Origin of the sequence: Sphingobacterium sp. 2149 (assembly GCF_031455655.1) — a bacterium.
In the GTDB taxonomy this organism is placed as follows: domain Bacteria; phylum Bacteroidota; class Bacteroidia; order Sphingobacteriales; family Sphingobacteriaceae; genus Sphingobacterium.
Genome location: NZ_JAVDTD010000015.1, coordinates 24691 through 50894, shown reverse-complemented (window position 1 = coordinate 50894; position 26204 = coordinate 24691). Strand labels below are relative to the sequence as shown.

The 26204-nt window shown below is 39.9% G+C and carries 22 protein-coding genes; 5 read left to right on the top strand and 17 right to left on the bottom strand.

Annotated features, from left to right (window positions below; translation table 11 throughout):
* Positions 1-50: 50 nt before the first annotated feature.
* Positions 51-1241, bottom strand: a complete 1191-nt coding sequence (locus tag J2X77_RS20160) for a DEAD/DEAH box helicase (RefSeq protein WP_209578808.1) — start codon at positions 1239-1241, stop codon at positions 51-53.
* A gap of 228 nt (positions 1242-1469) precedes the next feature.
* On the opposite strand from J2X77_RS20160, the gene J2X77_RS20155 reads away from it, so the two are divergent.
* Positions 1470-3884 carry a thiamine pyrophosphate-dependent enzyme gene (locus J2X77_RS20155; RefSeq protein ID WP_209578807.1) on the top strand — a complete coding sequence of 805 codons (2415 nt, stop codon included), beginning with the start codon at positions 1470-1472 and terminating at the stop codon, positions 3882-3884.
* A gap of 57 nt (positions 3885-3941) precedes the next feature.
* On the opposite strand, the gene J2X77_RS20150 is transcribed toward J2X77_RS20155, so the two are convergent.
* From J2X77_RS20150 to J2X77_RS20130, 5 genes are all read right to left on the bottom strand, one after another.
* On the bottom strand, positions 3942-4796 hold the full coding sequence (locus tag J2X77_RS20150; protein ID WP_209578806.1) for an ROK family protein: 855 nt from the start codon (positions 4794-4796) through the stop codon (positions 3942-3944).
* On the bottom strand, positions 4783-5889 hold the full coding sequence (gene aroC / locus J2X77_RS20145; protein ID WP_310082223.1) for a chorismate synthase: 1107 nt from the start codon (positions 5887-5889) through the stop codon (positions 4783-4785). Before aroC ends, J2X77_RS20150 begins: the two co-directional genes overlap by 14 nt.
* 202 nt (positions 5890-6091) lie before the next feature.
* A complete protein-coding gene (aroA, locus tag J2X77_RS20140; protein WP_209578804.1) occupies positions 6092-7342 on the bottom strand; it encodes a 3-phosphoshikimate 1-carboxyvinyltransferase in 1251 nt (416 codons plus the stop codon).
* Positions 7342-8454 (bottom strand): chorismate mutase, encoded by a 1113-nt coding sequence (locus tag J2X77_RS20135; protein WP_209578803.1) that lies wholly within the window; start codon positions 8452-8454, stop codon positions 7342-7344. Before J2X77_RS20135 ends, aroA begins: the two co-directional genes overlap by 1 nt.
* A 39-nt stretch (positions 8455-8493) precedes the next feature.
* Positions 8494-9318: a prephenate dehydratase gene (locus J2X77_RS20130; protein ID WP_209578802.1), complete on the bottom strand. Its 825-nt coding sequence runs from the start codon at positions 9316-9318 to the stop codon at positions 8494-8496.
* A gap of 534 nt (positions 9319-9852) precedes the next feature.
* Here J2X77_RS20130 and J2X77_RS23795 point away from each other — a divergent pair.
* The 4 genes from J2X77_RS23795 to J2X77_RS20115 are packed head-to-tail and all read left to right on the top strand — an operon-like array spanning position 9853 to position 12502.
* Positions 9853-10164, top strand: coding sequence for a thermonuclease family protein (locus tag J2X77_RS23795; RefSeq protein WP_409050321.1), 312 nt, complete (start codon positions 9853-9855; stop codon positions 10162-10164).
* Between the two features lie 3 nt (positions 10165-10167).
* A complete protein-coding gene (locus tag J2X77_RS20125) occupies positions 10168-11037 on the top strand; it encodes an EamA family transporter (protein ID WP_293885661.1) in 870 nt (289 codons plus the stop codon).
* Positions 11034-11651: a YigZ family protein gene (locus J2X77_RS20120; RefSeq protein ID WP_209578799.1), complete on the top strand. Its 618-nt coding sequence runs from the start codon at positions 11034-11036 to the stop codon at positions 11649-11651. The genes J2X77_RS20125 and J2X77_RS20120 overlap by 4 nt, the downstream gene beginning before the upstream one ends.
* Positions 11648-12502: a nucleoside phosphorylase gene (locus tag J2X77_RS20115; RefSeq protein ID WP_310082220.1), complete on the top strand. Its 855-nt coding sequence runs from the start codon at positions 11648-11650 to the stop codon at positions 12500-12502. The genes J2X77_RS20120 and J2X77_RS20115 overlap by 4 nt, the downstream gene beginning before the upstream one ends.
* Positions 12503-12598: 96 nt before the next feature.
* Here J2X77_RS20115 and rodA read toward each other — a convergent pair whose 3' ends face one another.
* From rodA to J2X77_RS20060, 11 genes are all read right to left on the bottom strand, one after another.
* On the bottom strand, positions 12599-13864 hold the full coding sequence (gene rodA, locus J2X77_RS20110) for a rod shape-determining protein RodA (protein WP_209578797.1): 1266 nt from the start codon (positions 13862-13864) through the stop codon (positions 12599-12601).
* Positions 13857-15842: a penicillin-binding protein 2 gene (gene mrdA / locus J2X77_RS20105; protein ID WP_209578796.1), complete on the bottom strand. Its 1986-nt coding sequence runs from the start codon at positions 15840-15842 to the stop codon at positions 13857-13859. Before mrdA ends, rodA begins: the two co-directional genes overlap by 8 nt.
* A 27-nt stretch (positions 15843-15869) precedes the next feature.
* Complete coding sequence (locus J2X77_RS20100) at positions 15870-16388, bottom strand: rod shape-determining protein MreD (RefSeq protein ID WP_209578795.1); 519 nt, start codon at positions 16386-16388, stop codon at positions 15870-15872.
* Entirely contained in the window at positions 16381-17223 is an 843-nt protein-coding gene (gene mreC / locus J2X77_RS20095) for a rod shape-determining protein MreC (RefSeq protein ID WP_209578794.1), read from the bottom strand. The genes J2X77_RS20100 and mreC overlap by 8 nt, the downstream gene beginning before the upstream one ends.
* Before the next feature lie 92 nt (positions 17224-17315).
* Positions 17316-18341, bottom strand: coding sequence for a rod shape-determining protein (locus tag J2X77_RS20090; protein ID WP_046671815.1), 1026 nt, complete (start codon positions 18339-18341; stop codon positions 17316-17318).
* Between the two features lie 438 nt (positions 18342-18779).
* Positions 18780-20090 (bottom strand): NAD(P)/FAD-dependent oxidoreductase, encoded by a 1311-nt coding sequence (locus J2X77_RS20085; protein WP_209578793.1) that lies wholly within the window; start codon positions 20088-20090, stop codon positions 18780-18782.
* Between the two features lie 250 nt (positions 20091-20340).
* Positions 20341-20676, bottom strand: a complete 336-nt coding sequence (locus J2X77_RS20080) for a 2Fe-2S iron-sulfur cluster-binding protein (RefSeq protein WP_209578792.1) — start codon at positions 20674-20676, stop codon at positions 20341-20343.
* 2 nt (positions 20677-20678) lie between these two features.
* Positions 20679-21683, bottom strand: a complete 1005-nt coding sequence (locus J2X77_RS20075; RefSeq protein WP_209578791.1) for an NAD(P)/FAD-dependent oxidoreductase — start codon at positions 21681-21683, stop codon at positions 20679-20681.
* Positions 21684-21685: 2 nt separating this feature from the next.
* Positions 21686-22123, bottom strand: coding sequence for a MarR family winged helix-turn-helix transcriptional regulator (locus J2X77_RS20070; RefSeq protein WP_294186187.1), 438 nt, complete (start codon positions 22121-22123; stop codon positions 21686-21688).
* A 142-nt stretch (positions 22124-22265) separates the two neighbouring features.
* Positions 22266-25247, bottom strand: coding sequence for a protein translocase subunit SecDF (secDF, locus tag J2X77_RS20065; protein WP_310082204.1), 2982 nt, complete (start codon positions 25245-25247; stop codon positions 22266-22268).
* A gap of 264 nt (positions 25248-25511) precedes the next feature.
* Positions 25512-25985, bottom strand: a complete 474-nt coding sequence (locus J2X77_RS20060) for a hypothetical protein (RefSeq protein ID WP_209578788.1) — start codon at positions 25983-25985, stop codon at positions 25512-25514.
* Positions 25986-26204 lie beyond the last annotated feature (219 nt).

Below are 26204 nucleotides of genomic sequence, written 5' to 3'. Positions count from 1 at the left end.
CGAATTGTGATTTTATGATTTGCAGGTAAAAGTAAAAGAATATTTATTAATTAACGACGTTTTCTCGATTTTGAAGAGCCTTTCCGAGGATTGGTTTGACTACTGGAAAGCATTTTCTCCCAGCTTAGCAAGTAAGGGTGCTGATCGTCAATTCTAATTTGCCGTTTTAAGGCGAGTTGCAATTTGATCCATTTTTCGTTGTCTTCCGCGTCGCAAAATGTAAAGGCTTTTCCATCAGCCTCAGAACGACCAGTCCGGCCGATCCGATGGGTATATAGCTCTGGCGAATCTGGAACTTCGTAGTTGATGATTGCCTCCAGATCCGGAAAATCTACTCCACGTGCCAACAGGTCTGTTGCAATTAAAATACGTTCTTCTTTTCGTCTAAACTGAGCAATGATCTCTTCTCGTTTTTGCTGCGACTTATCGCCATACAAAGCCAAACAAGAAACACCACTTCGGTTTAATGCTTTTTCAATCCGTTCGACTCCTTGCACTGTTCGCGTGAAAACGATGGCCTGCCGTGAAATCCTGTTTTCAAGCAGATGGCCCAATAGGCTCTTTTTATCATTCTTGTCGACATACATTACAGATTCCACTATCCGGCCCTTTTTTAAGGCTCTATCAATAATGATCTCGACAGGGTTGTTTAACTTTTTTCGAACAATTTTTTCGATTTCGGCGGTTTTTGTGGCCGAACTAAAAATAGATTGTCTCTCAGCGGGTAATTTATTGATGATTTTGTTGATATCCGCCGCAAAGCCGAGATCAAGCAATTGATCGAATTCATCGACCACCAAGGTATCTATCGTCTTCAAATCAATACTCCCCCGATCCAGAAAATCCAGCAAACGACCCGGAGTGGCAAGGATCATATGCGCGTTCGGATAAACCTCCAATTGACTTTCATAAGTTCCACCGCCATAGAAGCTGGCGATGATCAAATCCATACCTTCGATAAGATTCGTTATGCGCTGTTGGGTTTGAATACAAAGTTCCCGGGTCGGGAGCAGTACAAGTACCGATAGACGGTCAGCGGTAATTTTAGTTCGTAAACGCTGAATAATTGGAATCGCGTAAGCCTCAGTTTTCCCCGTTCCGGTCGGTGCAATCGCTAAACAATCCCTGCCCTCTAAAATGGCAGGGATAGCTCTTTCTTGAACAGGTGTAAGCGAAGAAAGCTTTCGTTTTTCAAGATTAGCGCTAAGGGATTTATCGAGTTTTAGTATTGAAAAATTCAAAATAATGAATATAAAATCCAAAAATAGAAATTAAAAAGGACAAAGCTGGTTTTACGTCGTTATAGGTATAAAAAAGTCTATGTAAATTAGGATTTTTTATCAAAAAGTACTAATTTGATAAATTAGAATATTCTATTTCAAATGAGGACTGTCGATTGTCAATTTATTTGACAAACACCAATTATATAGAATAATATTTTTGTTAAATTTGTTGAAACAAAAAAGAATATGTTTGATACTGCATTTGACCAAAACAATGAATCTATTTCCACTTTGAGCTTTGATGAGTTCAAGAAGATTATTGTGAATGATTATCGAACTGCCTTGGAAAGTCGTTACGTGAGTTTATTGGGACGTAAAGAAGTACTTACAGGTAAGGCTAAGTTTGGTATTTTTGGCGATGGAAAAGAATTGGCACAAATCGCGATGGCCAAAGTTTTCAGAAACGGAGATTGGCGATCGGGATATTACCGTGACCAAACATTTATATTTGCTTCAGGCATCAGTAATGTCTACCATTTTTTCTCTCAACTGTATGCCCATCCCGATGTAGAGGCAGATCCTTCTTCTGCAGGAAGACAAATGAATTGCCATTTTTCGACACGCGTTGTGGATGATCAGGGAAACTGGTTGAATCAAATGGCTCAAAAAAATTCGTTTTCAGATATTTCGACAACAGGAGGGCAGATGGCAAGGCTGCTAGGCTTGGGCTTGGCTTCCAAACTGTATAAGCAGAATAGAAATTTAGATTACCTATCTTATTTTTCAAATAAAGGAAGCGAAGTTGCCTTTTGTTCTATCGGCAATGCTGCTACTTCTGAAGGTGTATTTTTTGAAGTCATTAACGCAGTAGGGGTTCACCAGATTCCGACCGTGATTTCCATTTGGGATGACGGATATGGCATATCTGTACCGAACGAAATTCAAACAACGAAAGGAGATATTTCAGAAGTGCTTCAAGGATTTCAGAAGGAAGAATTGACCAACGGGATTGAAATATTCAAAGTGAGAGGATGGGATTATGCAGGATTATGTGAAACTTATGAACAGGCTGCCCATATTGCCCGTGAGAAACATATTCCTTGTTTGATCCACGTGACCGAACTGACACAGCCCCAAGGGCATTCTTCTTCAGGTTCACATGAGCGTTATAAATCTCAGGAAAGATTACAATGGGAGACTGACTTCGATTGCATCGCAAAAATGAAAGAGTGGATAATAAGTTCGGGAATCGCCACCTTAGAAGAGCTGGAGCAACTGGATCAACAGGCTAAAGATCATGTTCGTCAAGAACAAAAGCGAGCTTGGACCGATTATATCAAAACGTTGAGCATAGAGGCAAAGGAAGCCATAGATTTACTTCAGGGTATTCCGAACGAACGCGCCGATTTTGCTTCCAAAAAATTGCAATCGATGGTTGAACCTTCTTTAAAAGAGGTGTACGGTCAGGTTCGCAAGGTGCTGCATGAGCTGAAAGGACAGCATAGTGAAGAACGTCAGCAATTATTAAGTTGGTACAAAGAAAAGCATGCGGTTAATGAGAAACGTTATAACTCGAAGTTGTTTACAGCTGGTGTCGATTCTCCTGCCCATGTAAAGATTGTTCCTGCTTTGTACAGTGAAGAGGCTAAAGTTGTCGACGGCCGTGAAGTCCTGAATTTATGCTTTGAGGAGAACTTTAGACGTGACGAAAGGCTGTTGGCTTTCGGAGAAGATGTGGGTAAAATTGGAGATGTGAATCAGGGTTTTGCGGGATTACAGGAGAAACTTGGTGTACATCGTGTATTTGATACCGGTATTCGGGAGAATTCAATTATAGGTAAAGGGCTTGGTTTGGCGATCCGCGGCTTCCGTCCGATAGCCGAAATCCAATATTTAGACTACCTAATTTACGGCATTACAGTAGCAAGTGACGATTTGGCAACTTTAAGTTACCGTACCTTTGCTGGACAGAAAGCACCCGTAATTATTCGTACGCGCGGCCATCGATTAGAAGGTATATGGCACTCCGGATCGCCGATGTCGGTAATTTTAGGCGCCCTGAGAGGTTTACATGTATGCGTGCCGCGTAATATGACCCAGGCAGCAGGTATGTATAATACCTTGTTTCGCTCAGATGAGCCAGCTATTGTCATTGAATGTCTGAATGGTTATCGTCTGAAGGAACGCTTACCAGAAAACGTCGGTGAATTTACAGTGCCAATCGGTTATGCGGAATGCGTGAAAGAGGGGGAGGATATTACTGTGGTATCCTATGGCTCAACTTTACGTGTCGTTGAGGAAGCGGCCGTTGAATTGGAACGCTTGGGAATATTTATTGAAATAATTGATGCACAAACATTACAACCTTTTGACAAAGGAAAACTTTGTGCGGAATCTTTGAAAAAAACAAATAAACTGTTAATTGTGGATGAGGATGTCCCTGGTGGCGCTTCTGCTTTTATCTTACAAGAGATATTAGAGAAGCAAAATGGCTACTATTTGTTGGATAGTCAACCACGAACACTAACTGCAAAGGCACATCGCCCGCCATATGGTTCAGATGGAGACTATTTCTCCAAGCCATCCTCCGACGATGTTGTTGAGACAGTTTATGCGATTATGCATGAAGCTAATCCAGAAAAATACCCATCTATGTTTTAATAGATGGGTATTTTTCTGAATGACCAATGCCAATATGCTAAGCGTTGGATTGATTTCTTAGCTGAATATACTTGCAGCACCGATCATTGCCGCTTTTTCGCCGAGTATGGCCGTGTAAATTTGGAATCTTTCAAATTCTTTTCGATCCGCGATGAAAATAGGCAGTGCTTTTGCAATATTGCCACCTACAATAAATAGTTCAGATGAATGTTTGTCCGAGAAAAACTGCATAAAATCAAATAGATGTTTAGCATATTCATCTTTGATGATTTGAAACTCCGCAGTTTCCCTATAATGATCTAAAATTTCTTTCAGTCCTGTCACATCCTTACCTGCTATTTCTTTGAAACGTTTTACGAACCATCGCGTAACCAGAAACTCCTCAAAGATACAATCTTCATAAGGGCTATTCCATAAGGCCGCATCAAAAGCCTTCTCGCCTTTATTCCAAACCGCAGACCCAAGCCCAGTGCCCAATGTAATTCCTAGTATCCGCTTATTCGTTTGCAGTTGTTGTACGAATATTTCGCCTTGTAAGAAAGCAGCTGCATCATTGATAAAGTGAATAGACATAGGAGAAAGTCCCAGTTCCTTAGCTAACAGAGTTTTGATATCTTGGTTGTAAAGATGGTCATATTTGCTTTGTCCTTGTATCTTGGATATTCCATTTTCGTAGTCAAATGGTCCTGGCATGGCAATTCCGATGAACTGAATAGGAGCAGGAGAGGTGGCTATGATATCACTAATAGCTGACGCCCAGGTTTGTAAAATCGTTTTAGCATCTCCTTGAGAAAAAACGTGGTTTCTGGCCACGTTTTCTAGGTATATATTCCATTGTTTTGTGTCAATGATACAGGCAGAAATATGTGTGCCTCCAATATCAACACCTACGACATAATTATCTTGCAGCATGTTTGTAACTTTGATTTTTAAGTAGATGATCCGCGATTACAAGTGCTGCCATGGCTTCCACAATAATTACTGCTCTCGAAACAACGCAAGGGTCATGTCTTCCCTTGCCACTAGCAATAGCAGGTTTGCCATGGACATCTACCGTCTCTTGATCTCTCATGATAGTGGCAACAGGCTTAAATGCTACTTTGAACGTAATATCCATACCATTTGAAATCCCGCCCTGAATACCTCCAGAGAAGTTGGTATGCGTGTGCACTCGAGTTAAATCATGGTCATCTGCTACAAATATATCATTATGTTCGGAACCTCGCAACTCTGATCCAGCAAAACCTGAACCATATTCAAAACCATGTACAGCATTGATGCTCATCATTGCCTTGGCCAGATCCGCATGTAGTTTATCAAAGACGGGTTCGCCTAAGCCTACGGGGACATGTCTGATGACAGCCGATATACGTCCACCAACAGTATCACCAGCTTTTCTGATAGAATCGATAAATTCAACCATTTCATTTGCTGTTGCTGGATCCGCGCAACGTGCGATGTTGGATTCCCGTAAATCAAGAAGGCTCTTTAGATCTTTTGTATCCACATTTTGTGCTTCAATAGTACCAACTCCAGAAACGTGGGCAAAGATTTCTATACCAAATTGTTTTAGAAAGCTCTTCGCAACAGCACCAGCAGCAACACGAGCAGCAGTCTCCCTTGCAGAAGAACGCCCTCCACCGCGATAGTCACGGATGCCATATTTCATCTGATAGGTGAAATCAGCATGAGAAGGTCTGAAAATATCTTTGATATGTGTGTAATCTTTCGAACGCTGATCTTCATTTGGAATGACAATCGCAATAGGTGTACCTGTTGATTTTCCTTCGAATACACCGGATAATATTTGCGCTGTATCACTCTCTTTCCTTTGCGTCGTGATTTTGGATTGACCTGGTTTTCGTTTGTCGAGCTCGGATTGGATAAAATCCTCGTCTATTATTATATTTGAAGGGCAACCATCAATAATTACACCGATAGCTTTGCCATGTGATTCGCCAAAAGTGCTTATTCTGAATAAGTCGCCAAATGAATTTCCTGCCATAAAAATTAAATTTCAATAAACTTAAATAAATTTGCCTTTATATGCAATTGTAAAGCTTGAGAAGGAATACAAATTTATGGATTTGCCACCTGTCCTAAACCTTAAGGATTGTATTACATGATTTTGTCCCAGGCGAAAAGCCTGTTGGGGTACAATAGGTGGAAACAGGGATTAATGTTGATTTAATCCCTGTTTTAATCTACTAGTCAATGACAAAAGCTTGCGCTTGTAAATGATTCCAAAAATCAGGATATGATTTTTCTACAACTTGAGGTTCAGCGATCTTAATCTGGTCAAAAACTAATGCCAGTGGTGCGAACGCCATCGCCATGCGGTGATCTTCGTAAGTATCGAAGGTGACCTCTTCAGGCTGATATACCCGTGCTGTTTTCAGGTGGTAGGTATCGCCATCTTCAATCAGCTCGGCTCCAAATTTCGCAATTTCCTTCTGCAGTGCTGCAATACGGTCAGTCTCCTTGATTTTTAAAGTTTCCAAGCCCGTAAAGGATACATCGCGTTTTAACGCAGCCGCGACAACAACCACAGTTTGTGCGAGATCGGGACATTCTTTAAAGTTGAATAAGCTTATGTCCGAATCGATTAACTTTTTATTTAAATGTAATCCGTCTGATTCAAAGCTTGACTGTACACCGAAATGCTCCATAATGCTTATAATCGCAATATCACCCTGTAAGCTATTTTTTCTTAATCCAGGCAATACGATCGATGCATTCGCATCTGCCAGTGCGACGATAGCGTACCAATAGGAAGCAGCGCTCCAATCTGGCTCGACATATATTGTTTGTTTATCAAATGTCTGCGGCGCAATTTTAATCGCGTTGTTCGTCCACTCATGTTGAATTCCTACACTTTTTAACATATCCAACGTCATGGATACGTAAGGTTTGGAGGTTAATTCACCCTCAATCTCTAAAGTAAGCCCTTTTTTTAATGCTGGTGCAATTAATAAGAGGGCTGATATATATTGGCTGCTGATATCTCCCTTAATCTTGACACGGTCTTTTCCTTGAAACAGCCCGCCCTCAATCTTCAAAGGAGGGTATCCGACTTTCTTTTCATAGTGGATGTCAGCGCCAATCTCTTTCATGGCATCAACCAATATACCTATAGGACGCTGTTGCATGCGTTCCGTACCTGTAAGGATAAAATTTCCTTTGACAAGGTTGAGGTAAGCCGTTAAGAATCGCATGGCCGTTCCTGCGGGACCGATGTCAATCGTGTTGAATCCTGGTTTCGGATCGGAAGCAATCTGCAGCACATGGTTTAACGTTACCGTATCTGCAGCTTCAGAAAGGTTGGCTATTTCAACTTGTCCTTTGCTCAATGATTGGATAATAAGAGCACGGTTGCTCTCAGATTTTGAACCTGTGAGTTGAACCGTACCCTGTATTTTTTTTGAAGGATGCGTCAGCGTGATGACTTGTTGATTCATTATGCTTCTGCTGTTGGTTGTTCCTGAGTGTTCATGACCACATTTTGTTTGCGAATAGATTCGTTGTGAATTAATTCGAGGAATTTTGTCGCAAATTCACTTCCCAACGAAAGCGCCTCTGCTAATTTGGTGCGTTTTTGAACAATCTCATCCCAACGGTTTACTTGTAAGATAGTAACATTGTTATCCCTTTTGTATTCTCCGATTTTCTCTGCAATTTTCATGCGTTCCCCAATTTTTTGGATGATTAAGTCATCTAATTTATCGATGTTGCTACGCAATTCAGCTAATTTGTCTTCGAATGAAGGATTGTCGGACGCCGCCTTACGTAAAGTTAAGTGATCGATCAAATCGGCTAATGCAGCAGGAGTAACTTGTTGTTTAGCATCAGTCCATGCAACAGATGGGTCGATATGCGATTCGATAATCAATCCTTGCATATCCATATCCATTGCTTTTTGTGCGATATACGGTAGCAATTCGCGGTTTCCACAGATGTGACTTGGATCGTTAATGATTGGTAAGTTAGGACAAGCGGTTTTTAATTGGATTGCTAAATCCCACATCGGTTCATTACGAAATGCGGTTTTTTCGTACGAAGAGAAGCCTCTATGGATAGCACCCAATTTTTTAATACCAGCACGATTGATACGTTCCAATGCACCGATCCATAAAGATAAATCTGGGTTTACAGGATTTTTAACGAATACCGGAATATCTATACCTTGTAAAGCATCAGCGATTTCTTGGACAGTAAATGGATTCGCTGTTGAACGTGCACCTACCCATAGCACATCCACACCAGCAGCTAAAGCTTCTTCCACATGTTTCGCTGTAGCAACTTCAGTCGCTGTTAATAGACCAGTCTCCTCTTTTGCTCTTTTTAGCCATTCTAGGCCAATTGAACCAATACCCTCAAATTCTCCAGGACGAGTGCGTGGTTTCCAGATGCCGGCACGTAAAATATTTACTTTTCCTGTATTTGCCAACAAATGTGCTGTTGATACCAACTGCTCTTCTGTTTCAGCACTACAAGGGCCTGCAATGATTAAAGGTTTGTCTCCTGTGTCCAACCAAGATTTTAAAGGAGTGATGTCTAATGTATTTTTCATGTTAAGTTTGATTATCTATGTTATATATGCTATTGTTAATTATAATTTTTCGTTTTTGACATATTCGCCCATAATATTGAAATTGATACTATGTTTGAGAACTTTCCGGATAGCTGCTTCGTAGTCCGTCTGCTTTTTCCATTCCACGTCGACGAAAAAGTCATACTCATTGCGCTTCCCAATGACGGGCATCGACTGAATTTTGCTCAGATTGATATTTTGGTCTGCAAAACATTGTAAAATGGTTGCTAGAGATCCGACCGTATTGCCTGTTTGGAAAGATAATGATGCTTTATTTGCATTTTTATGTTCTACTACCTCATTCGATAATACCAAAAAGCGGGTAGCATTCTTTTTATTGGTTTCGATTCTCTTCTCCAGGATTTCAAGCCCGTAAACCTCAGCGGCCAGTGTGCCTGCGATTGCAGCTGTGTCAGTTAATTTGCGCTCAGCAATCATTTTTGCAGTCGCCGCAGTGTCAGAACCCTCCGTTATACGTACTCCTTCCAGCTCTGAAAGAAATTCTTCACATTGGCGAATAGCAATCGGATGCGATTCGATATGTTTGATATCTTTTAATTTCACTCCAGGCAATACCATGAGATTCTGCTGAATGTTTAGGTAGACTTCGCCAGTAATATGAAACTTGTAATCTCTTAGCAAATTATAGTTTGGTAATAGGCTTCCGGCAATTGAATTTTCGATCGCCATAACGATATAGTCGACTTTTCTCTGCTTCAGCAATTCACAAGTTTTCTTAAACGAATCACATTCGACAATTTCAACTTCTCTTCCGAAAAATTTAAATGCAGCTTCTTCATGAAATGATGCCTTTGCGCCTTGTATTGCAATTTTTAAACTCATTGTTTTTTTGTTTGCTGTTTTGTCTCCAAACAAAAAGAGTCCCGATCATTCGAACCGGGACTCTTTTGTTTGTGTTCTTATGACTTATACACAATCTAATCCCGGCTCTTATGGTTAAAATAAAAGAAGCTAAAATAGAAATATGTATATGTTTTGTTCATCCTGCTATTGTTTGATATTTCAAATGTACGAATGTTTTTTATATATCAAAGAAAAAATAAATTTTATTCTATTTTTACCTCTATATTATTGTGTTTTTTTTAAGCTTTTTAAAGTCTCATTTTTAATCATTTTTATAACATTATTTGTTGATTCAAATTTTTTTTATATTATTGATTTTTAATATTTTATGTGTTTTTTTAATTTATTTTAAGCTTTTTTTTGATTGATTTTATCGTTTAATATTTCATATAAATTATGTTTTTTTTATTATGTTTTTTTGTTTAAAAAATGTGTTTTTTATGCTAATATTTACAGTTTTTTATCCTTGTTTTTTGCGAAGAAGAAACTCATTTCCTTGGATCAATTTCTGAGTTGTATGTCAAGCGAATTCATTTTTATGGAATAAATAGGTTATTAAGGGTAGGGGTACGCCAATATTTCAATTCGATCAAAGGCAGATATCATGCGAAATTGATATTTAATCTAAGAAAGCACGATCGGTATGGAAGATTTATTGCTTATGTGTATCTTGGGGAAAAATTTATCAATCGGGATTTGGTCGGACAGGGCTATCTAATATCTTACACATCAACACAGCATATGCTGTGTGCATATTTATTTTTGAAATTGGAATATCAGCTCGTTCGGGGGAAATCGTGGACGCTGGAAATAAATAGATTTTGAATAATGATTTTTGTCTTATTAAGTGTTATTTGTAGTGTGACCGTAGCGGTTTTATTGAAATTGGGAAGACAAAATGGAGTCGAAACCAAACAAGTTATTGTTTGGAATTACCCTATGGCCGTTGCACTGACCTATTTCGTGCTGAAACCTGACTTAAAATCGCTAGCATGGGACGATATGCCGGTTACTTTGTATACATTCCTTGCGGTACTACTCCCGGGAATGTTTGTTTTTATAGCTTTATCCATTCGGTACAGCGGTTTGGTCAAGACAGAAGTCGCACAGCGTTTGTCGTTATTTATACCACTTTTGGCTTCTTTTTTTTTGTTTCATGAAAAAATGGAAGGCCATAAAATGCTTGGAATAGCGACTGGTTTATTGGCAATTTTATGTTCGATTGGTTGGCAGAGAAATAAGCCTAGTAGATTGGCAACAGATAGCCGTTATAAAGCACGTTATCCCATGTTGGTATTCATTGGTATGGGTATCATTGATATTCTTTTTAAGCAAGTCGCGCTACATGTCAGTATACCCTATATCAGCTCCATGTTTATTATCTTTGTAATGGCGATGTTTATTGCAATGTTACTGTTGCTCTATTTTCTTTTCGTGGAAAGGCAAGGTTTTTCGAAAAAAGCTGTGGGATATGGACTGGTTTTGGGAGTATTCAATTTTTGTAATATTCTATTTTATATGAAAGCACATCGGGCTTTGCCAGAAAACCCTTCTGTTGTATTTACCGGTATGAACATCGGCGTGATTTCCTTGGGCGCTTTAATTGGCGTCTTATTTTTTAAAGAAAGGTTATCGCTATTAAATTATCTTGGTATAGCGCTTTCTATTGTTTCAGTTTTAATCATAGCATATCTATGAGTTTATTTGAAGATACTTATCGGACTATTGGTGCAAAATATGAGGGGATTTTTAGGGATAAAGGTAGTAAGTTTATTGCCTACGCCTTTCCTTTTAAATCGGAAGATCAACTCAAAGAGTTGCTCTTGGAAGTGAAAGCAATCCATCCCAAAGCGAGACATCATTGTTGGGCTTATCGTTTAACACCAGACCGAGCTGTCTTTCGAGTGAATGATGATGGCGAACCGTCGGGAACGGCAGGACGCCCTATTTTAAATGTGCTATTGTCTATGGATGTCACCAACATTATCGTGATTGTTGTACGGTATTTTGGCGGTACATTGTTGGGGGTACCAGGTTTGATTAATGCCTACAAGTCGGCCACCCAGGACGCTTTAATTCGAGCAGAAATTAGCGAACGCACAGTCAATGACCATTATGGTGTCACCTTCGATTACCTCCATATGAATGATGTCATGCGGATAATTAAAGAAGAGGGGATCGACGTTGATAAGCAGGAATTTGACAATCAGTGTTATCTGGAGTTTGAAGTCCGAAAAATGCAGGTCAATCGAATTGTTGATCGGTTCGCTAAAATCGAGGGTTGTCAGTTAACTTATTTATATACGCTATGATTAACGAATCGGAATTAGTTTTAAACGCAGATGGCAGTATTTACCATCTGAATTTGTTGCCAGAAGACCTGGCCAATACCGTAATTACCGTAGGTGATCCAGACCGCGTGGCGAAAGTTTCGGCACACTTTGATCGCATTGAACTCAAAAAAGGAAAGCGTGAATTTATTACACATACCGGGTATTTGGGGAATAAACGGCTAACCGTAATATCCACTGGTATAGGTACGGATAATATAGACATCGTATTGAATGAACTGGATGCGCTTGCAAATATTGATTTTGCCAGTAGAACCGTGAAGTCCGCGTTGACCTCGCTGGATATAATACGCATTGGAACTTCAGGGGCTGTACAACAAGATGTTGAAATGGGAACTATTTTGGCCTCTTCTTACGGTATAGGTCTTGATGCCTTGATGAACTATTATAAGGCTGCTTATGACGATGAAGAGAAAGGGCTTCAGGCGGAATTAGATAAGTATTTTTCAGCATTGAACTTACAGCCTTACGTTGCCAAAGGCAGTAGGAGTCTTCAGGAGCAGATCGCTTTTGACCTACCCAAGGGGATCACATTAACTGCACCGGGTTTTTATGCACCCCAGGGGCGCCATTTGAGGGCAAATAATAACATTCCTAATTTTGTGAGTTTAGTAAATTCTTTTCAATATAAAGCGCTACGCTTAACTAACCTGGAGATGGAAACTGCTGGTATTTACGCATTGGCCAAAATGTTTGGACATCAAGCTTTATCCATCAATGCTATTTTGGCAAACAGGGTAGATGGTCATTTTTCTTCCACGCCCGAACAAGTTGTCGACAAGGCTATACAGCTCGTTTTAGCGCGCATTTAATTTTTTTGGAGAACAACTTGTGTAATAGCCGCTTCGCGGCGGATGCGATAAAGGAGTTGATGCTGTGGACAAGATTCAAATAGAAAAGGAATTGTTTTAAACAATTCCTTTTCTATTTGAATCAAATTTAAGCATGATAAACAGCAAAATCGTAAAACTCCACAAAGACGAGCCCCCGTAGCTGATAAAAGGTAGTGGTATCCCGATAACGGGTACAATACCTATTGTCATGCCGATATTAATAAACAAGTGAAAAAATAGAATGGAGGCTACACCATATGCATAGATTCTGGCGAAGGCCGAACGCTGTCGTTCGGCAATGTGAATAATGCGTAACAGTAGCGTGAGATAGATCAGTAATAAGGTAACCGATCCGACAAAGCCCCATTCCTCTCCAACCGTGCAGAAAATAAAATCTGTACTTTGCTCAGGTACGAAGTTATATTTTGTCTGGGTTCCCTGTAAATAACCTTTTCCCAAAAGCTGTCCCGATCCAATTGCAATTTTAGACTGGTTCAAATTATAGCCCTTTCCCTTAGGATCTTCCATTTTGCCTAAAATGATGTCAATACGATCACGTTGATGCGATTGTAAGACATGGTCATACACGAGGTCCACACAGAGAATAAATACTGCACACGCCGCAAAAAGTATACTGAGATTAATAATGTATTTCCTTCTCTTGCGGTAGTTCCACATCACAAGGCCAATGAGTAATGCCAAAACCAAAATAAGTATCCATGGATTGACCAATAAAGCAAGGACGAAAAGCAAAATGCAGAGACCTCCAAATATCAGAAGCTCATTATTCACATAGCCCTCTCGGTAGAATACAAAAATCAACGAAAAGAATGCGAGCGCAGATCCAGTATCGGGTTGTAACATCACCAGAAATACAGGGAATAATACAATACCGGCCCCCATAGCCAAAGTCTGCATGGTTGGAGCCTTATTGCTTTGAGAACTTAAAAAGTTGGCCAGCAACAGGCAGGTCGAAAGTTTCGCAAACTCCGAAGGTTGTAAGCGGAAAAAACCGAGGTCGATCCAGGCCTGATTTCCACCAACATTTCGTCCTACGACCAATACGATCACAAGCAGTACAGCAGTTATACCGTAAAATATTGGTGAAGCCGAGCTGAAAAATTTAGCGTCTATGATCAAAATGGATACCCCCAAGATAATAGCGGAAACAAGATATAAAGACTGTTTTCCATAATTCGTACCCAATGTAAAGAAATTGGGCAGTTCGGGGTTAAACACAGCAGCACGGATATTGAATAAGCCAATTAAGCATAGCGCGAGCCAAAGGGTTATGGTCAGCCAGTCTATCTTCCCAAAGAAACTAGTTTTTTGATTATTCATATCTTCTCTTTATCTCGCTATGGTGAACAATTGTTTCTTTTGGTTTCGTCACAGCGGCCAGTTGCCGTTTAGATTTTAACGTGTCCGTTTTGGATTTGACTGAGTCTGTTTTTTTTACATCCTTAGTAGCCTTTGGATCCACCACTTTTTTAGGCGCAGGAAGAAAATTTGCATTATAGATGCGATCCTGGATATACTTAGGAGCAGTGATGGTGTCTTTGAGGTATTTCTCGACCATCATACTTGCAATAGGTCCCGCCCATGTTCCACCGTAACCTGCATTTTCAACAAAGACAGCAATGGCGATTTTAGGATTTTCCCGCGGTGCAAAAGCAAAGAAAACAGCATGGTTTTCCCCATGCGGGTTCTGAGCTGTACCTGTTTTACCACACATTTCGATCCCCGGAATACGATTGGACCAAGCTGTTCCCTCAGGTGTATTAACAGCATCGCTCATGCCCTGAATAACTACAGGATAGTATTTTTCATCGACACCGGCACTTATTTTTTCCGTGAATTCCTTCTTGGCAATTTTCTTTTCTCCAATTCCTTTAATCAAATGCGGTCTGTAGTAAAACCCTTTATTAGCAACGATAGCCATGATATTGGCCATTTGCAATGGCGTTATTCCCATTTCCCCTTGCCCGATGGATAAGGAAATGTTGAAACTTGAACGCCATTTATCGTTACCGTATCGTTTGGTATAAAAATCTGATGTCGGCAATAAACCTGGTTTCTCCCCGGGTAGATCAATGCCCAGTTTATGGCCAATCCCAAACTGGGTTACTGCATTGCGCCATAAATCATAAGCTTTAGGTCCCGAAAGGCCACGTCCATCAATCATTTTGGCATACGTAAAACCATAATAAGTATTGCATGATACGGCTACCGATCGCTGTAAAGTAGTCGATCCATGATAGTGCGTACAGCCCATCCATCCACGTCCACCGCCATAACTGTACCCATGCGGGCAGAAGAATACCGTGTTGCGATCAATCACACCCGCCTGTTGCGCTGTCAATGCAGATACCACCTTAAATACAGATCCTGGCGGGTAAGAAGCTTGAATAGGACGGTTAAACAGCGGTTTCGTTTCATCCTTCAATAATTTCATATAATTATTGCCAGATTGTCGTCCCACCATCATGTTTGGATTATAGCTCGGACTACTGACATAGGCCAAGATTTCACCCGTTGAAGGTTCGATAGCAACAATGGACCCCAATTTATTTTTCATCAGGTTTTCCCCTAGGATTTGAAGGTCTTTATCTAAAGAGGAAACCAGTCCTTCCCCTGCAACGGCGAGTGTGTCGTATTTCCCCTCCATAAATACACCTTTGGGGCGATTCAGCGCGTCGACCATCAGGTTATTAACACCGCGTTTCCCACGAATGAGGTCTTCATAGGAACGCTCTACACCGCTGCGGCCAATATAGTCACCACTTCGATAAAATCCATTGGAGCGTTCAATGTCCTTGTCATTTACCTCACTGACATAACCCAAAAATTGAGCCGCTATGCTATCGGGATAACTTCTGATTGTTCTCTTCTGCACATAGAAACCACGAAATTGATATTGATACTCCTGATATTGGGCCCATGTCCGTACAGAAAGCTGTTTTTCAAAGATAGATGCACGATAAGGCGAGTGTATTCTAGCCTTTTCCATCCGTTTGATAAAGCCTTCTTTATCGATATCTATCAATTTGCAAAACAGTGCCGTATCAATTTCTTTTACTTCACGTGGGGTGACCATAAGGTCATATACCGGTTCGTTCTGAACCAGCACCTTTCCTTTTCGATCCAGTATAACCCCCCTGGCAGGGTAAACAATGACCTTGCGCATCACATTACTGTTGGCAGAATGTATGTAGGAATCGTCTATGATCTGCAAATAAAATAAGCGGGCCATCAGAGTCAGTGTGATGGCGATAAAGATTCCGGAAACGACGTACTTGCGCGCAAAAAAACTGTTCATAGAAATGAATTTCTATCCATCGATCTACTATAACCGATCTTTCTTTTTGTAGAATAATATGCTAAATAATAGCATGATAATTACTGTAAATATACAACTTAAAACGATACTCAATAAGGTGTATTGGATGTGTTGGAAGGAAAAAGATTCCAATAAATACAAAAATGTATGATGAATCAATGTTCCGAAGAAGATATAAGAAAAGAACCAACGGATATTCATGAATCCCAACATTGGGGTGAAAAAAGATTCGCGTTCTTCCACTTCGAGTGTAATTTTCATGAAGAAAATGCGGAAAGCAGCTAATGCAACACAGGCCGCAGTATTGACACCTAAAGTATCATAAAAAGAATCTACGGTGAGTCCAGTTAGAAATGCGATCAAATAAACCAGAAAATTAGGCGTTCCCGTTGGAAGCAAAAAAACAAACAAAATGTAAGGAAATGCCGCGACCAGATTGTAGTAACCTATGTTTTGAAATAGGAAAACTTGCATGCCTATCAACACGATAAATCGAATAATATTAAATATTAAAATCCTAGCCATTGTCCTTTGTCGATTCTTCTAGTGTTTTTAATTCGTTATTTAACAGGTCTTTTACAACATACACATGCTGTAAGTTGGAGAAGTTGGTACTTAACAGTATTCTAAGATCTAAAAAAGCATCTCCGGAGGAGATACCCGTCTGAATGACAGTTCCAACAAAAATCCCTTTTGGAAAATGGCCCGAATATCCTGAGGTATATACTTTGTCCCCCTTGTTGACTTTAATGTGATTTGGGATTTCCTTGACCATTGCCGCGCGATAGTCCATGCTATTGCCCCACACCAACGAACCAAATACTTCAGTATGACCGAGCGTAACCGATATTCTCGTGTCAGGATGCAACAATGATTGAACCGTCGAGAAATGGGGTGAGACATTTAAGACAATACCTACTACACCATTGGGGGCGATCACACCCATTCCGCGCTCGATACCATCCTTACTCCCTTTATCAAGTGTAATTGTATTTGCTTTTTGGTGAATGCTGTTGTTGATGACATTCGCAATAATAAATTCATAACGCCCAAATTCGCTGCTATCAATAGCTGGTACAGGACCAATGTTGATGCTGTCAGTTGACCGATAGGCCTGTAAGTCCTTTCTCAATTGCGCATTTTCTCTTGCGAGCGCATCGTTAGTTTCATCGAGGTGAAGATAGCTTTTCCAGGAATTGACTTTTGCATAAAGGCCTCCGATGATACTATTCGAAGAATTTAAGACCGAATTACGTTGGAAAGAATTATTGGTGATGACCAAAAATAAAGAGAATCCAAAAAAGAGGATAAACCAAAAGAATGCATTATATCGTCTTAGGAATAACCAAAGGTTTCTCATTTTTTAATGTGGGTATTTAATAAGCAAGCGATATAATAGTTTTGCATATTATATCGCTCTTTAATAAAATATTGTTATTAATTATCGAACGGTTAGGATTGCATCAAAAATTTAAATCGTCCGATATTTTTAAGTGCAATACCAGTTCCTCTTACGACAGCGCGTAATGGGTCTTCAGCAATGTGCACTGGAAGTTTAGTCTTAGCTTGTATACGACGGTCCAGACCGCGTAATAACGCACCACCGCCAGTCAGGTAAATACCTGTTTGATAAATATCTGCTGATAATTCTGGGGGAGTAATTTCTAAAGCTTTTAAGATCGCCTCTTCAATTTTTGAGATGGATTTATCCAGACAATGGGCTATTTCGGTATAAGAAACAGTGATTTGTTTAGGAACACCAGTCATCAAATCACGCCCTTGAACAGCAAAATCTGCGGGTGGTTCCTGCAATTCCGGAAGAGCAGCACCCACTTCAATTTTTATTTTTTCAGCCGTACGTTCACCAATCATGATGTTGTGTTGTCGTCTGATGTATTGAACGATATCGGAGTCAAAGTTATCACCCGCAACGCGAATAGACTGGTCACATACGATACCCGACAAAGCAATGACTGCTATTTCGGTAGTACCACCACCGATATCAATAATCATATTACCCATCGGTTCTTCCACATCAATCCCTATACCTACAGCAGCGGCCATGGGCTCGTGAATCAAATAGACTTCCTTAGCACCAGCAATTTCAGCGGAGTCGCGTACCGCTCTTTTTTCCACCTCTGTAATACCAGAAGGAATACAAACAACCATACGAAGCGAAGGGAAAAACCAGCTCTTGCCATTGTTTACTAATTTTACCATTCCTCTGATCAAATGCTCAGCAGCCGTAAAATCAGCAATTACTCCATCACGTAAAGGACGTACTGTCTTTATATTGTCGTGTGTCTTACCCTCCATTTGCATGGCTTGGCGGCCAATGGCGATCACTTTATTTGTGGTGCGGTCAAATGCAACAATAGAAGGTTCATCAACTACTACTTTGTCATTATGAATTATTAGGGTATTTGCAGTACCCAAGTCAATCGCAACTTCTTGCGTAAACCAATTAAATAAGCCCATCTGCTAATCCTTAAGCTATTTTAGAATAATATGCAAACCTACCAAAAAAAATTAATCTTTTTGAGGTTATACATCAAAAAAAGATATTATGAAAGTAAATTCTATCTGGAAAAAACTGTCTTTAAATTTAACGAATATAATCTGTAAATGTTACGTGCTAGGCGAAGTTATTTTAAATTGGATGACCCTGTAGACAAGGATGAAACATTTGTTTTTGAAATCAATGACAGTCGAAACAAAGAATCCAATAAATAGAGGTTGGAGTTGACAAGTCAGTGGAACGCTAATGTTGTGATGTGGATTAGATATTCAGCGAGTACAACCTTATCTCCAGTGATAAGCAGATAAGAGGGGGATAAAAAAGACAGCGCCATGATCTTGCTATCATGGCGCTGTCGGGGTAATGATTAATTTCAGGTTGAAAATACTATCAAAAGACTAGTGCACTGTTTCTGCCTGATTTTTTTCCGGAACTGGTTCATCATACTTGTGGAATATTAAACGTACACCACTGTTTTTTGTGAAAAATTTAATTGACCAGTTTACAAAAGTGATTAGTTTATTTCTGAATCCATAAATGGACATCAAGTGGACAAACATCCACGTCATCCAGCCAAAGAATCCATTAAAATGAATTTTTCCCATATCAACTACCGCTTTATTACGGCCTATAGTAGCCATTGAGCCTTTGTCAAAATAATTGAATTTCTCAGTTGGTTGATTGGAAATCGTTTGGAGGATGTGTTTAGCGACATATGCTCCCTGTTGTTGAGCTACCGGTGCAACACCAGGTAAGCCACGAGGAAGATCATCTGTAATAAACGCCGAAACATCACCAATGGCATAAACACCTGGCATATCGATAACGCGACATTGATCGTCAGTCTGTATACGGTTACCACGCTGGATAATTTCTTTCTTGAAGCCATCAGGATATTGGCCAGCTACGCCGGCACCCCAGATCACAGTTTTTGTTTCAATGCTTCTGCCGTCGGCGAAAGTAATCGAATTACCATCATATCCTGTTACCTGAACATTCAATAACACTTCTACACCTAGATCTTTCAGGTATCTTTCCGAATCTTTGGAAGATTTTTCAGACAGATTGGCCAATACTTTTGGAAGTCCTTCGACTAAGTAAACCGACATCTCAGATTTTTTTAATTCTGGATAGTCTTTTTCAAGAACGTTGTTTTTGATTTCTGCGATTGCACCCGAAAGTTCTACACCTGTCGGACCACCTCCAACAATAACAAAGTTCAGATTGGCTTTACGATCAGCCGGGTTTTCTATCCGTACCGCCTCTTCCAGGTTCTGTAAAACATAGCTACGAATGTTTAATGCTTCTTGTATGTTTTTCATTGGCAAAGCATATTTCGTGATTTGTTGATTGCCGAAGAAGTTCGTTGTGGCACCTGTAGCAACAATCAAATAATCATAGTCAAAATCACCAACGTCTGTTCTTACAATTTTGGCCTCATTATCTACACTCTTTACGTCAGCAAGTCTAAAGCGGAAGTTGTCTTGGCCTTTGAACATTTTGCGGACAGGGAAAGAAATAGAATCCGCCGAAAGAGTACCCGTGGCTACCTGATACATCAAAGGTTGAAAAGTATGAAAGTTATTTCTGTCCAGCAACAGAACTTCAACTTCCTTATTTTTAAGCTTTTTAGCAACTTCAATTCCTCCAAATCCAGCACCAATAATGATTACTCTTGGGAATTTTCTATTTGAACTATTGCTTGGCATATTTTTAATAGTTTGTTGTAAAAATTCGGTACAATCGAATTAAGCTGCAAATATCTTAAATTTTGCTTCAAAAAACTAAAAAATATTTATTTATTGCGCCGATATGTTGTGAAATTTATTGTGAAAAGGCTAAATCTTTCAATCATATGTTTTGTAGGTGTTTGATTTTTAGTCTTTTATGTCGACCTGTTACTGTCTAAAAAAAAAGATGTTGGTCGTGATCTCATGGTGTATAAAATACACCATGAGATCACGACTGCAATGCACCTTTTATCTTGATTTTCATACCGTTGTTGCAATTCTGTAGATAAAGCTGACAGGCGAGCCGACTTTGATCATCAGCATCGGGGAGCGTGTCTAACATATCGAGCTCCTGATCGCTCGCTGGAGCAAGCGATTCTAGACCTTCAATAACCTCAACATGGCAGGTAGCACATAAAGCCATCCCACCGCAGGTTGCCAATATTTCATATTCTGATGCTCTTAAAATTTCCATCAGTGAAAGGTTGATGTCTGTGGGTATCTCCAGTATATTTTCGCTCCCGTCGCGGTCAACAACACCAATTTTAATTAAATTATCTTCCATAACTAAAATGTATTTATTCCGTTTACTGTTGTGTATTTGAATGTAAGTTTCTGGTCTGGATAGACAAATTTAAAAGCGCTTTGACACATCAGGGCTGCCTCATGGTATCCACAAAGAATGAGTTTCAGCTTGCCGGGATACGTATTGATGTCTCCGATTGCGTAAACACGCTCTACGTTGGTGGAGTAATCAAAAGTATTGACCTCAATGGCATTTTTATCAATTTGCAATCCCCAATCAGCAATTGGACCAAGTTTAGGTGTCAGGCCAAATAAAGGGATAAAATAGTCTGCCTCTATAGCGATAACTTCTTTGTTTTTACTTGCTGTTTCAACATGTGATAAACTGCCATTGCCGTGAATATTGGTCAGACTGTGGGAAAGCAATAAATTGATTTTCCCCTGTTGGGCCAATTTGAATACTTTCTCTGCCGAATCGGGGGCACCTCGGAAGGAATCGCTCCGATGTATTAAAGTTACCTGCTGCGCAATATCCGCGAGGTGAAAGGTCCAGTCTAGAGCTGAGTCGCCTCCACCCGCAATAACAATGTTTTTATCCCGGTACTTGGCGGGATCTTTTACCATATAGTCTACCCCTTTTCCTTCAAAGAGATGAAGATTCGGAATCTCCGGTTTGCGCGGCTCAAAACAGCCCAAGCCTCCGGCGATAACAATAACCTGTGTGTGAACAGTTGTATGTTCATTAGTTGTCACGATAAAAGAGCCATCGTCCTGTCTGGATATTTGTTCTACACGCTCACCTAAGGTGAAAGTAGGGTCGAAAGGTTTAATTTGTTCAAGCTGCTTATCGATCAGCTCCTGTGCGGTTATACTTGGATAACCAGGTATATCATAGATAGGTTTGTGCGGGTAGATCTCCGAAAGCTGTCCGCCTACCTGAGGTAACACATCAATCAAATGGCAGCGCATTTTTAAAAGCCCAGCTTCGAAAACAGCGAATAGGCCAACAGGTCCTGCTCCAATGATACAGATATCCGTATTTATCATAGCTATTCTATATTTAAGTTGTTATATATTGTGTTCAAAATCCTTGTAAAAGCGTCAAAATCTTCCGCTGTCAAATTTTCCCAGGCCTTCATACGAATCTCCGCAACAATTGGTGAAAGCGATGCTACTTTTAATTTTCCTTCTTCCGTCAAGTGCAAATAAAGGCTCCGACGGTCTGTTTCGTCAATGACCCGTTCAGCCAGATTTTTTTTAAGAAGGATATCAACGATCCGTGTCAATGTGGGTTGGTCTTTTCCGCAGCGTTTCGCCAATTCTTTTTGCGAAAGCTGATCTGTTTCATACAAAGCCTTTAAAATGGTCCACTGATCCACAGTGATATCAAATCCTTTCTCCGCAAAAGAGGATTGGGCAAATTGCTTTACTTTCTTGGCTGTTTGGTCGAGAATAAAAGAATAGCGGTCGAATTTTTCGTTTAGCATACAAATATTTAGCACAACAAATATATTTAAAATATTTAGTGTGACAAGTAATTTGAATGCAATAAAAAATGCCCCCAGAAAGTAGCTAACTTTTTGGGGGCACTCCAATACTCAATGCGTTTTTTTGCTGCAAAGAGCTTTATTATGGTCTTACGACCTCAGCTTTTTTAGCCGTATTACCTTCAGCCAAATGTTTTCCTTTACGCAAGTCATATACCGAAGGTGCCGCTAAAATAATCGATGAGTATGTACCTACGATTACACCGATTAAGATTGCGAATGAGAATCCACGGATAACTTCACCACCGAAAATAAACAGGACTGCAAGAACAAATACAATCGTCAATGAGGTAATGATCGTTCTACTTAACGTCGAGTTGATCGCATGGTTGACGACATCGCCAAGATCTTCATTATGTGCATTTGGTTTTGATACGAATTCACGTAAACGGTCAAATACAACCACTGTATCATTCACCGAGTAAGCAATGACCGTTAATATCGCTGCCACAAAGTGTTGGTCAATATCAAGCGAGAATGGTACGATGCCATCCAAGAGAGAGAATAAGCCCAATAAAATAATCGCATCGTGGATTGTTGCAATAGCTGCTCCAACTGAATATTCCCATTTGTGGAAACGAATCAAAATGTAAGCAGCAACAATGATGATAGAGAAAATTGCCGAACTGGTCGCTCTAGACTTGATATCAGTAGCAATACTTGGCCCAACTTTTTGAGACGAAAGGATTTCATGTTTATTGGAAGCGTCTACTTTTGATAGACCTTGGTTTAATTTATCCAATACTTCTTTGTCAGCAGTGTCCGAAGTTTCCTCGATATGGTAAGTTGTTGTGATACGTAACTGGTTGGCTGCACCAAAAACTTTTACTTCTGTTGTTTTTTTGAAGATATCATCCAAGTTTGTACGTACAGCTTCTAAGTCCACAGGTTTGTCATAACGAACAGTATAAGTACGTCCACCTTGGAAATCCACACCTAAACTAAATCCTTTTGTGAAAATGGATGCAGCAGAAATTAACACGGCAACGATAGAGATCGCATAAAAGATTTTACGTTTCTGAACAAATTTGAAGTTTGCATTTTGCAAGGTTTTTGCAGACCAAGGGAAAGAGACTTTAATTTTGAAGTCTTTCGCCAACATCCATTCAAAGATCACGCGTGTCACTAAGATTGCCGTAAACAACGAAGTAATAATACCCACCATTAACGTTGTAGCGAAACCTAAGATCGGACCACTACCGAATAAGAACAGAATGATACCAATTAAGAAGGTTGTGATCTGTGAATCCAGGATGGAAGGTAAAGCATGTTTGTAACCATCTGCAACCGCTTGACGGATCGATTTACCTAAGCCCAGTTCTTCACGGATACGTTCATAGATCAAGACGTTCGCATCCACTGCGGTACCCATCGTCAATACGATACCCGCGATACCAGGCAAGGTGAGTACAGCATTTAAGGATGCCAATACCCCCATAATGATAAATACGTTTAATAACACCGCAATGTTTGCTACGATACCTGCTGTATTGTAGTAAGCAATCATAAAGATCATCACCACGATAATACCGATAACAGCCGAGTTAACACCGGCGTCGATGGCAGCTTGACCCAAAGTAGGACCCACGATGGCTTCTTCAACGATTTTAGCAGTCGTTGGAAGACGGCCGGCTTTTAATACGTTTGCCAAATCTTTCGTGTCTTCTACCGTAAAAGAACCTGAGATTGAAGAACTACCATTCGGAATTTCACCATTTACAGAAGGAGCAGAATACACCACATTATCAAGAACGATCGCGATGGCATCTCTGTTCTGAGCCGCTTTTGCGGTAATTTTCTTCCATTCACGTGCACCTTCGCTGTTCATTTGCATACCAACCACTGGTTGATTTTTCTCATCAAAGTTCGCTGTAGCATCGGTGATCACATCGCCTGTCAATACAGCACCATTGTCCTGCCCAGATCCTTTGATTGCGTATAAAGATAGTTGCTCAGGTGTCTTTTGTTCAGGTTTAACAGCCCATAAAAGTTTTAAGTTTCCCGGGAGAATTGATTTTACCTCCGGACGTTGCAAGTATGCATTTACTTTTGCTGTATCTTTTAATGAAGCAATACCCACCATTGAACCTGGCATTAGTGCCATCTGTTGGTTTTCACCCATATAAACTGCTGGGCGCAACACTTCAAACAGTGGATTTTTCTGACCAAGATTTACAGCAGCACTGTCTTTTATCGCATCTTTTTTACCACCGGTTAGGTTGGACAACAAATCATCTGATTTTTTGCTTGTGTCTGCTACGGAAGTACCTGTTGTAGCAGGGGCTGCTTTTAACGTTGAAGCTAAAGTTTTGTCGATATTTTCTAATATTGGATAAACTTCCTGATTCGTATAGGTCTCATAGAATTCCAATTTAGCTGAACCTTGTAATAGGTTACGAACACGGCTTTCATCTTTTACACCAGGTAATTCGATTAAAATACGGTTTGTACCTTGTTGAATTTGAATGTTTGGAGATGCAACGCCAAATTTGTCGATACGCGTACGAAGTACTTTGTAAGAATTTTGGATGGCATTGTCTGCTTCTTTTTGAAGGAATGATTCAACTTTTGAGTCTGAATCACCCGGTTTAATTAAAGAAGCATTGTCTTTTGTTGAGAAGAATGTTGAAAGTGGCGTTGTCGCACCGATGGATTTGTATTCCTCCATAAATAAAGCAACGACTGTTTTTGCACTCGTTTTACTTTTTGCCACTGCCTGTTCCAACGCTTTGTTGAATTTCTCATCTTTTGGATTGTTCGCCAAATTGCGGATCAATTCGTCCAATGAGATCTCCATGGTTACGTTCATACCGCCTTTCAAATCCAATCCCAAAGCGAGTTCATTTGCTTTAGCTTCCCGATAGGTGTATTTTGCAAAACCTAAATTGTACACTACTTCACCTGCCATTGAGTCGAGATAGCTTTTCTCTTTTGCCAAGTCTCCTTTGGCAAAATTCTCAGCATCTCGCTCCACATTGCGGGTCACCCAAGTAAATGATAGGGAGTATAGACACGCTAATGACACCACTATCACTAAAAGTTTAATCAGCCCTTTACCTTGCATCGTCTGTTATTAATTGTATTAATTATAATGTTAAATACTGTTTATGTAATTGATAATTAGTTCTTGTTTAATCACATTTTACCAAGAATGGCAAAGGTATAAAATTTTTGTAGAATGAAAAGTTTTATTTATGCCAATTAGGTCAACGGCATAAAAATAGGAGAATTGAATAAAAAAAGAAATACTTATGCATTTTATTTCATAAAAAAAGGTCCTCCTCATGATGAGAAGAACCTTTTTTTTAAGCTATTTGAGCTGCTTCTATTATCTCAACGTATATTTTATACCAAATGAAAATGTTGAAGCGTCAAAATCAGAACCATGGTTTAAAGTCCAATTTGGTTTCCAGTCAGCGTGAAGACCGATAGGAGCCGATGGAATTTTAAATTCAAGACCCAATTGCGGTCTCAATCCCACATAAGTAATGTTGTCGCCAACGTCTACAAACGTTAATTGTGCACCAACACCTGCGTACCAACCTAAACCTGGAGCGCCACGGAAAGGTCTCGCATGTTGCCAATCAGCACCAACGGCTACCACATGGTCGTCAAACATTACCTGCGCTTGACCATTGTTTGCGCCACCCATTGACTGTTTGTATTGAACCCCCCAAAGGTCACCGATCGATCCGTCGAAAACCACACCGATTGCAGCGCGTTGAGGAGATTGAGCTTTTACTTCTTGTGTGCCAAATGCTAATGCTGCGACAGCAGCTAATGAAAGTAGTGTCTTTTTCATAATTATCTTATCTTTATATTTTCATTAATTAAAATAACTTTTCGTGTTACCGAAAGCAAATAGCTTGCCAAAAAATAATCGCGTTCTGAAATAAAGGAAATGGAATGTTTAATTCATAATGGTTCTAATTTGTCTTTCGATTGTAATTTCTAAATTTTATTTTTTAATATTACTTATTTTTCTTAAATTTGCCTGGCAAATAGAAAACCCAATACATAT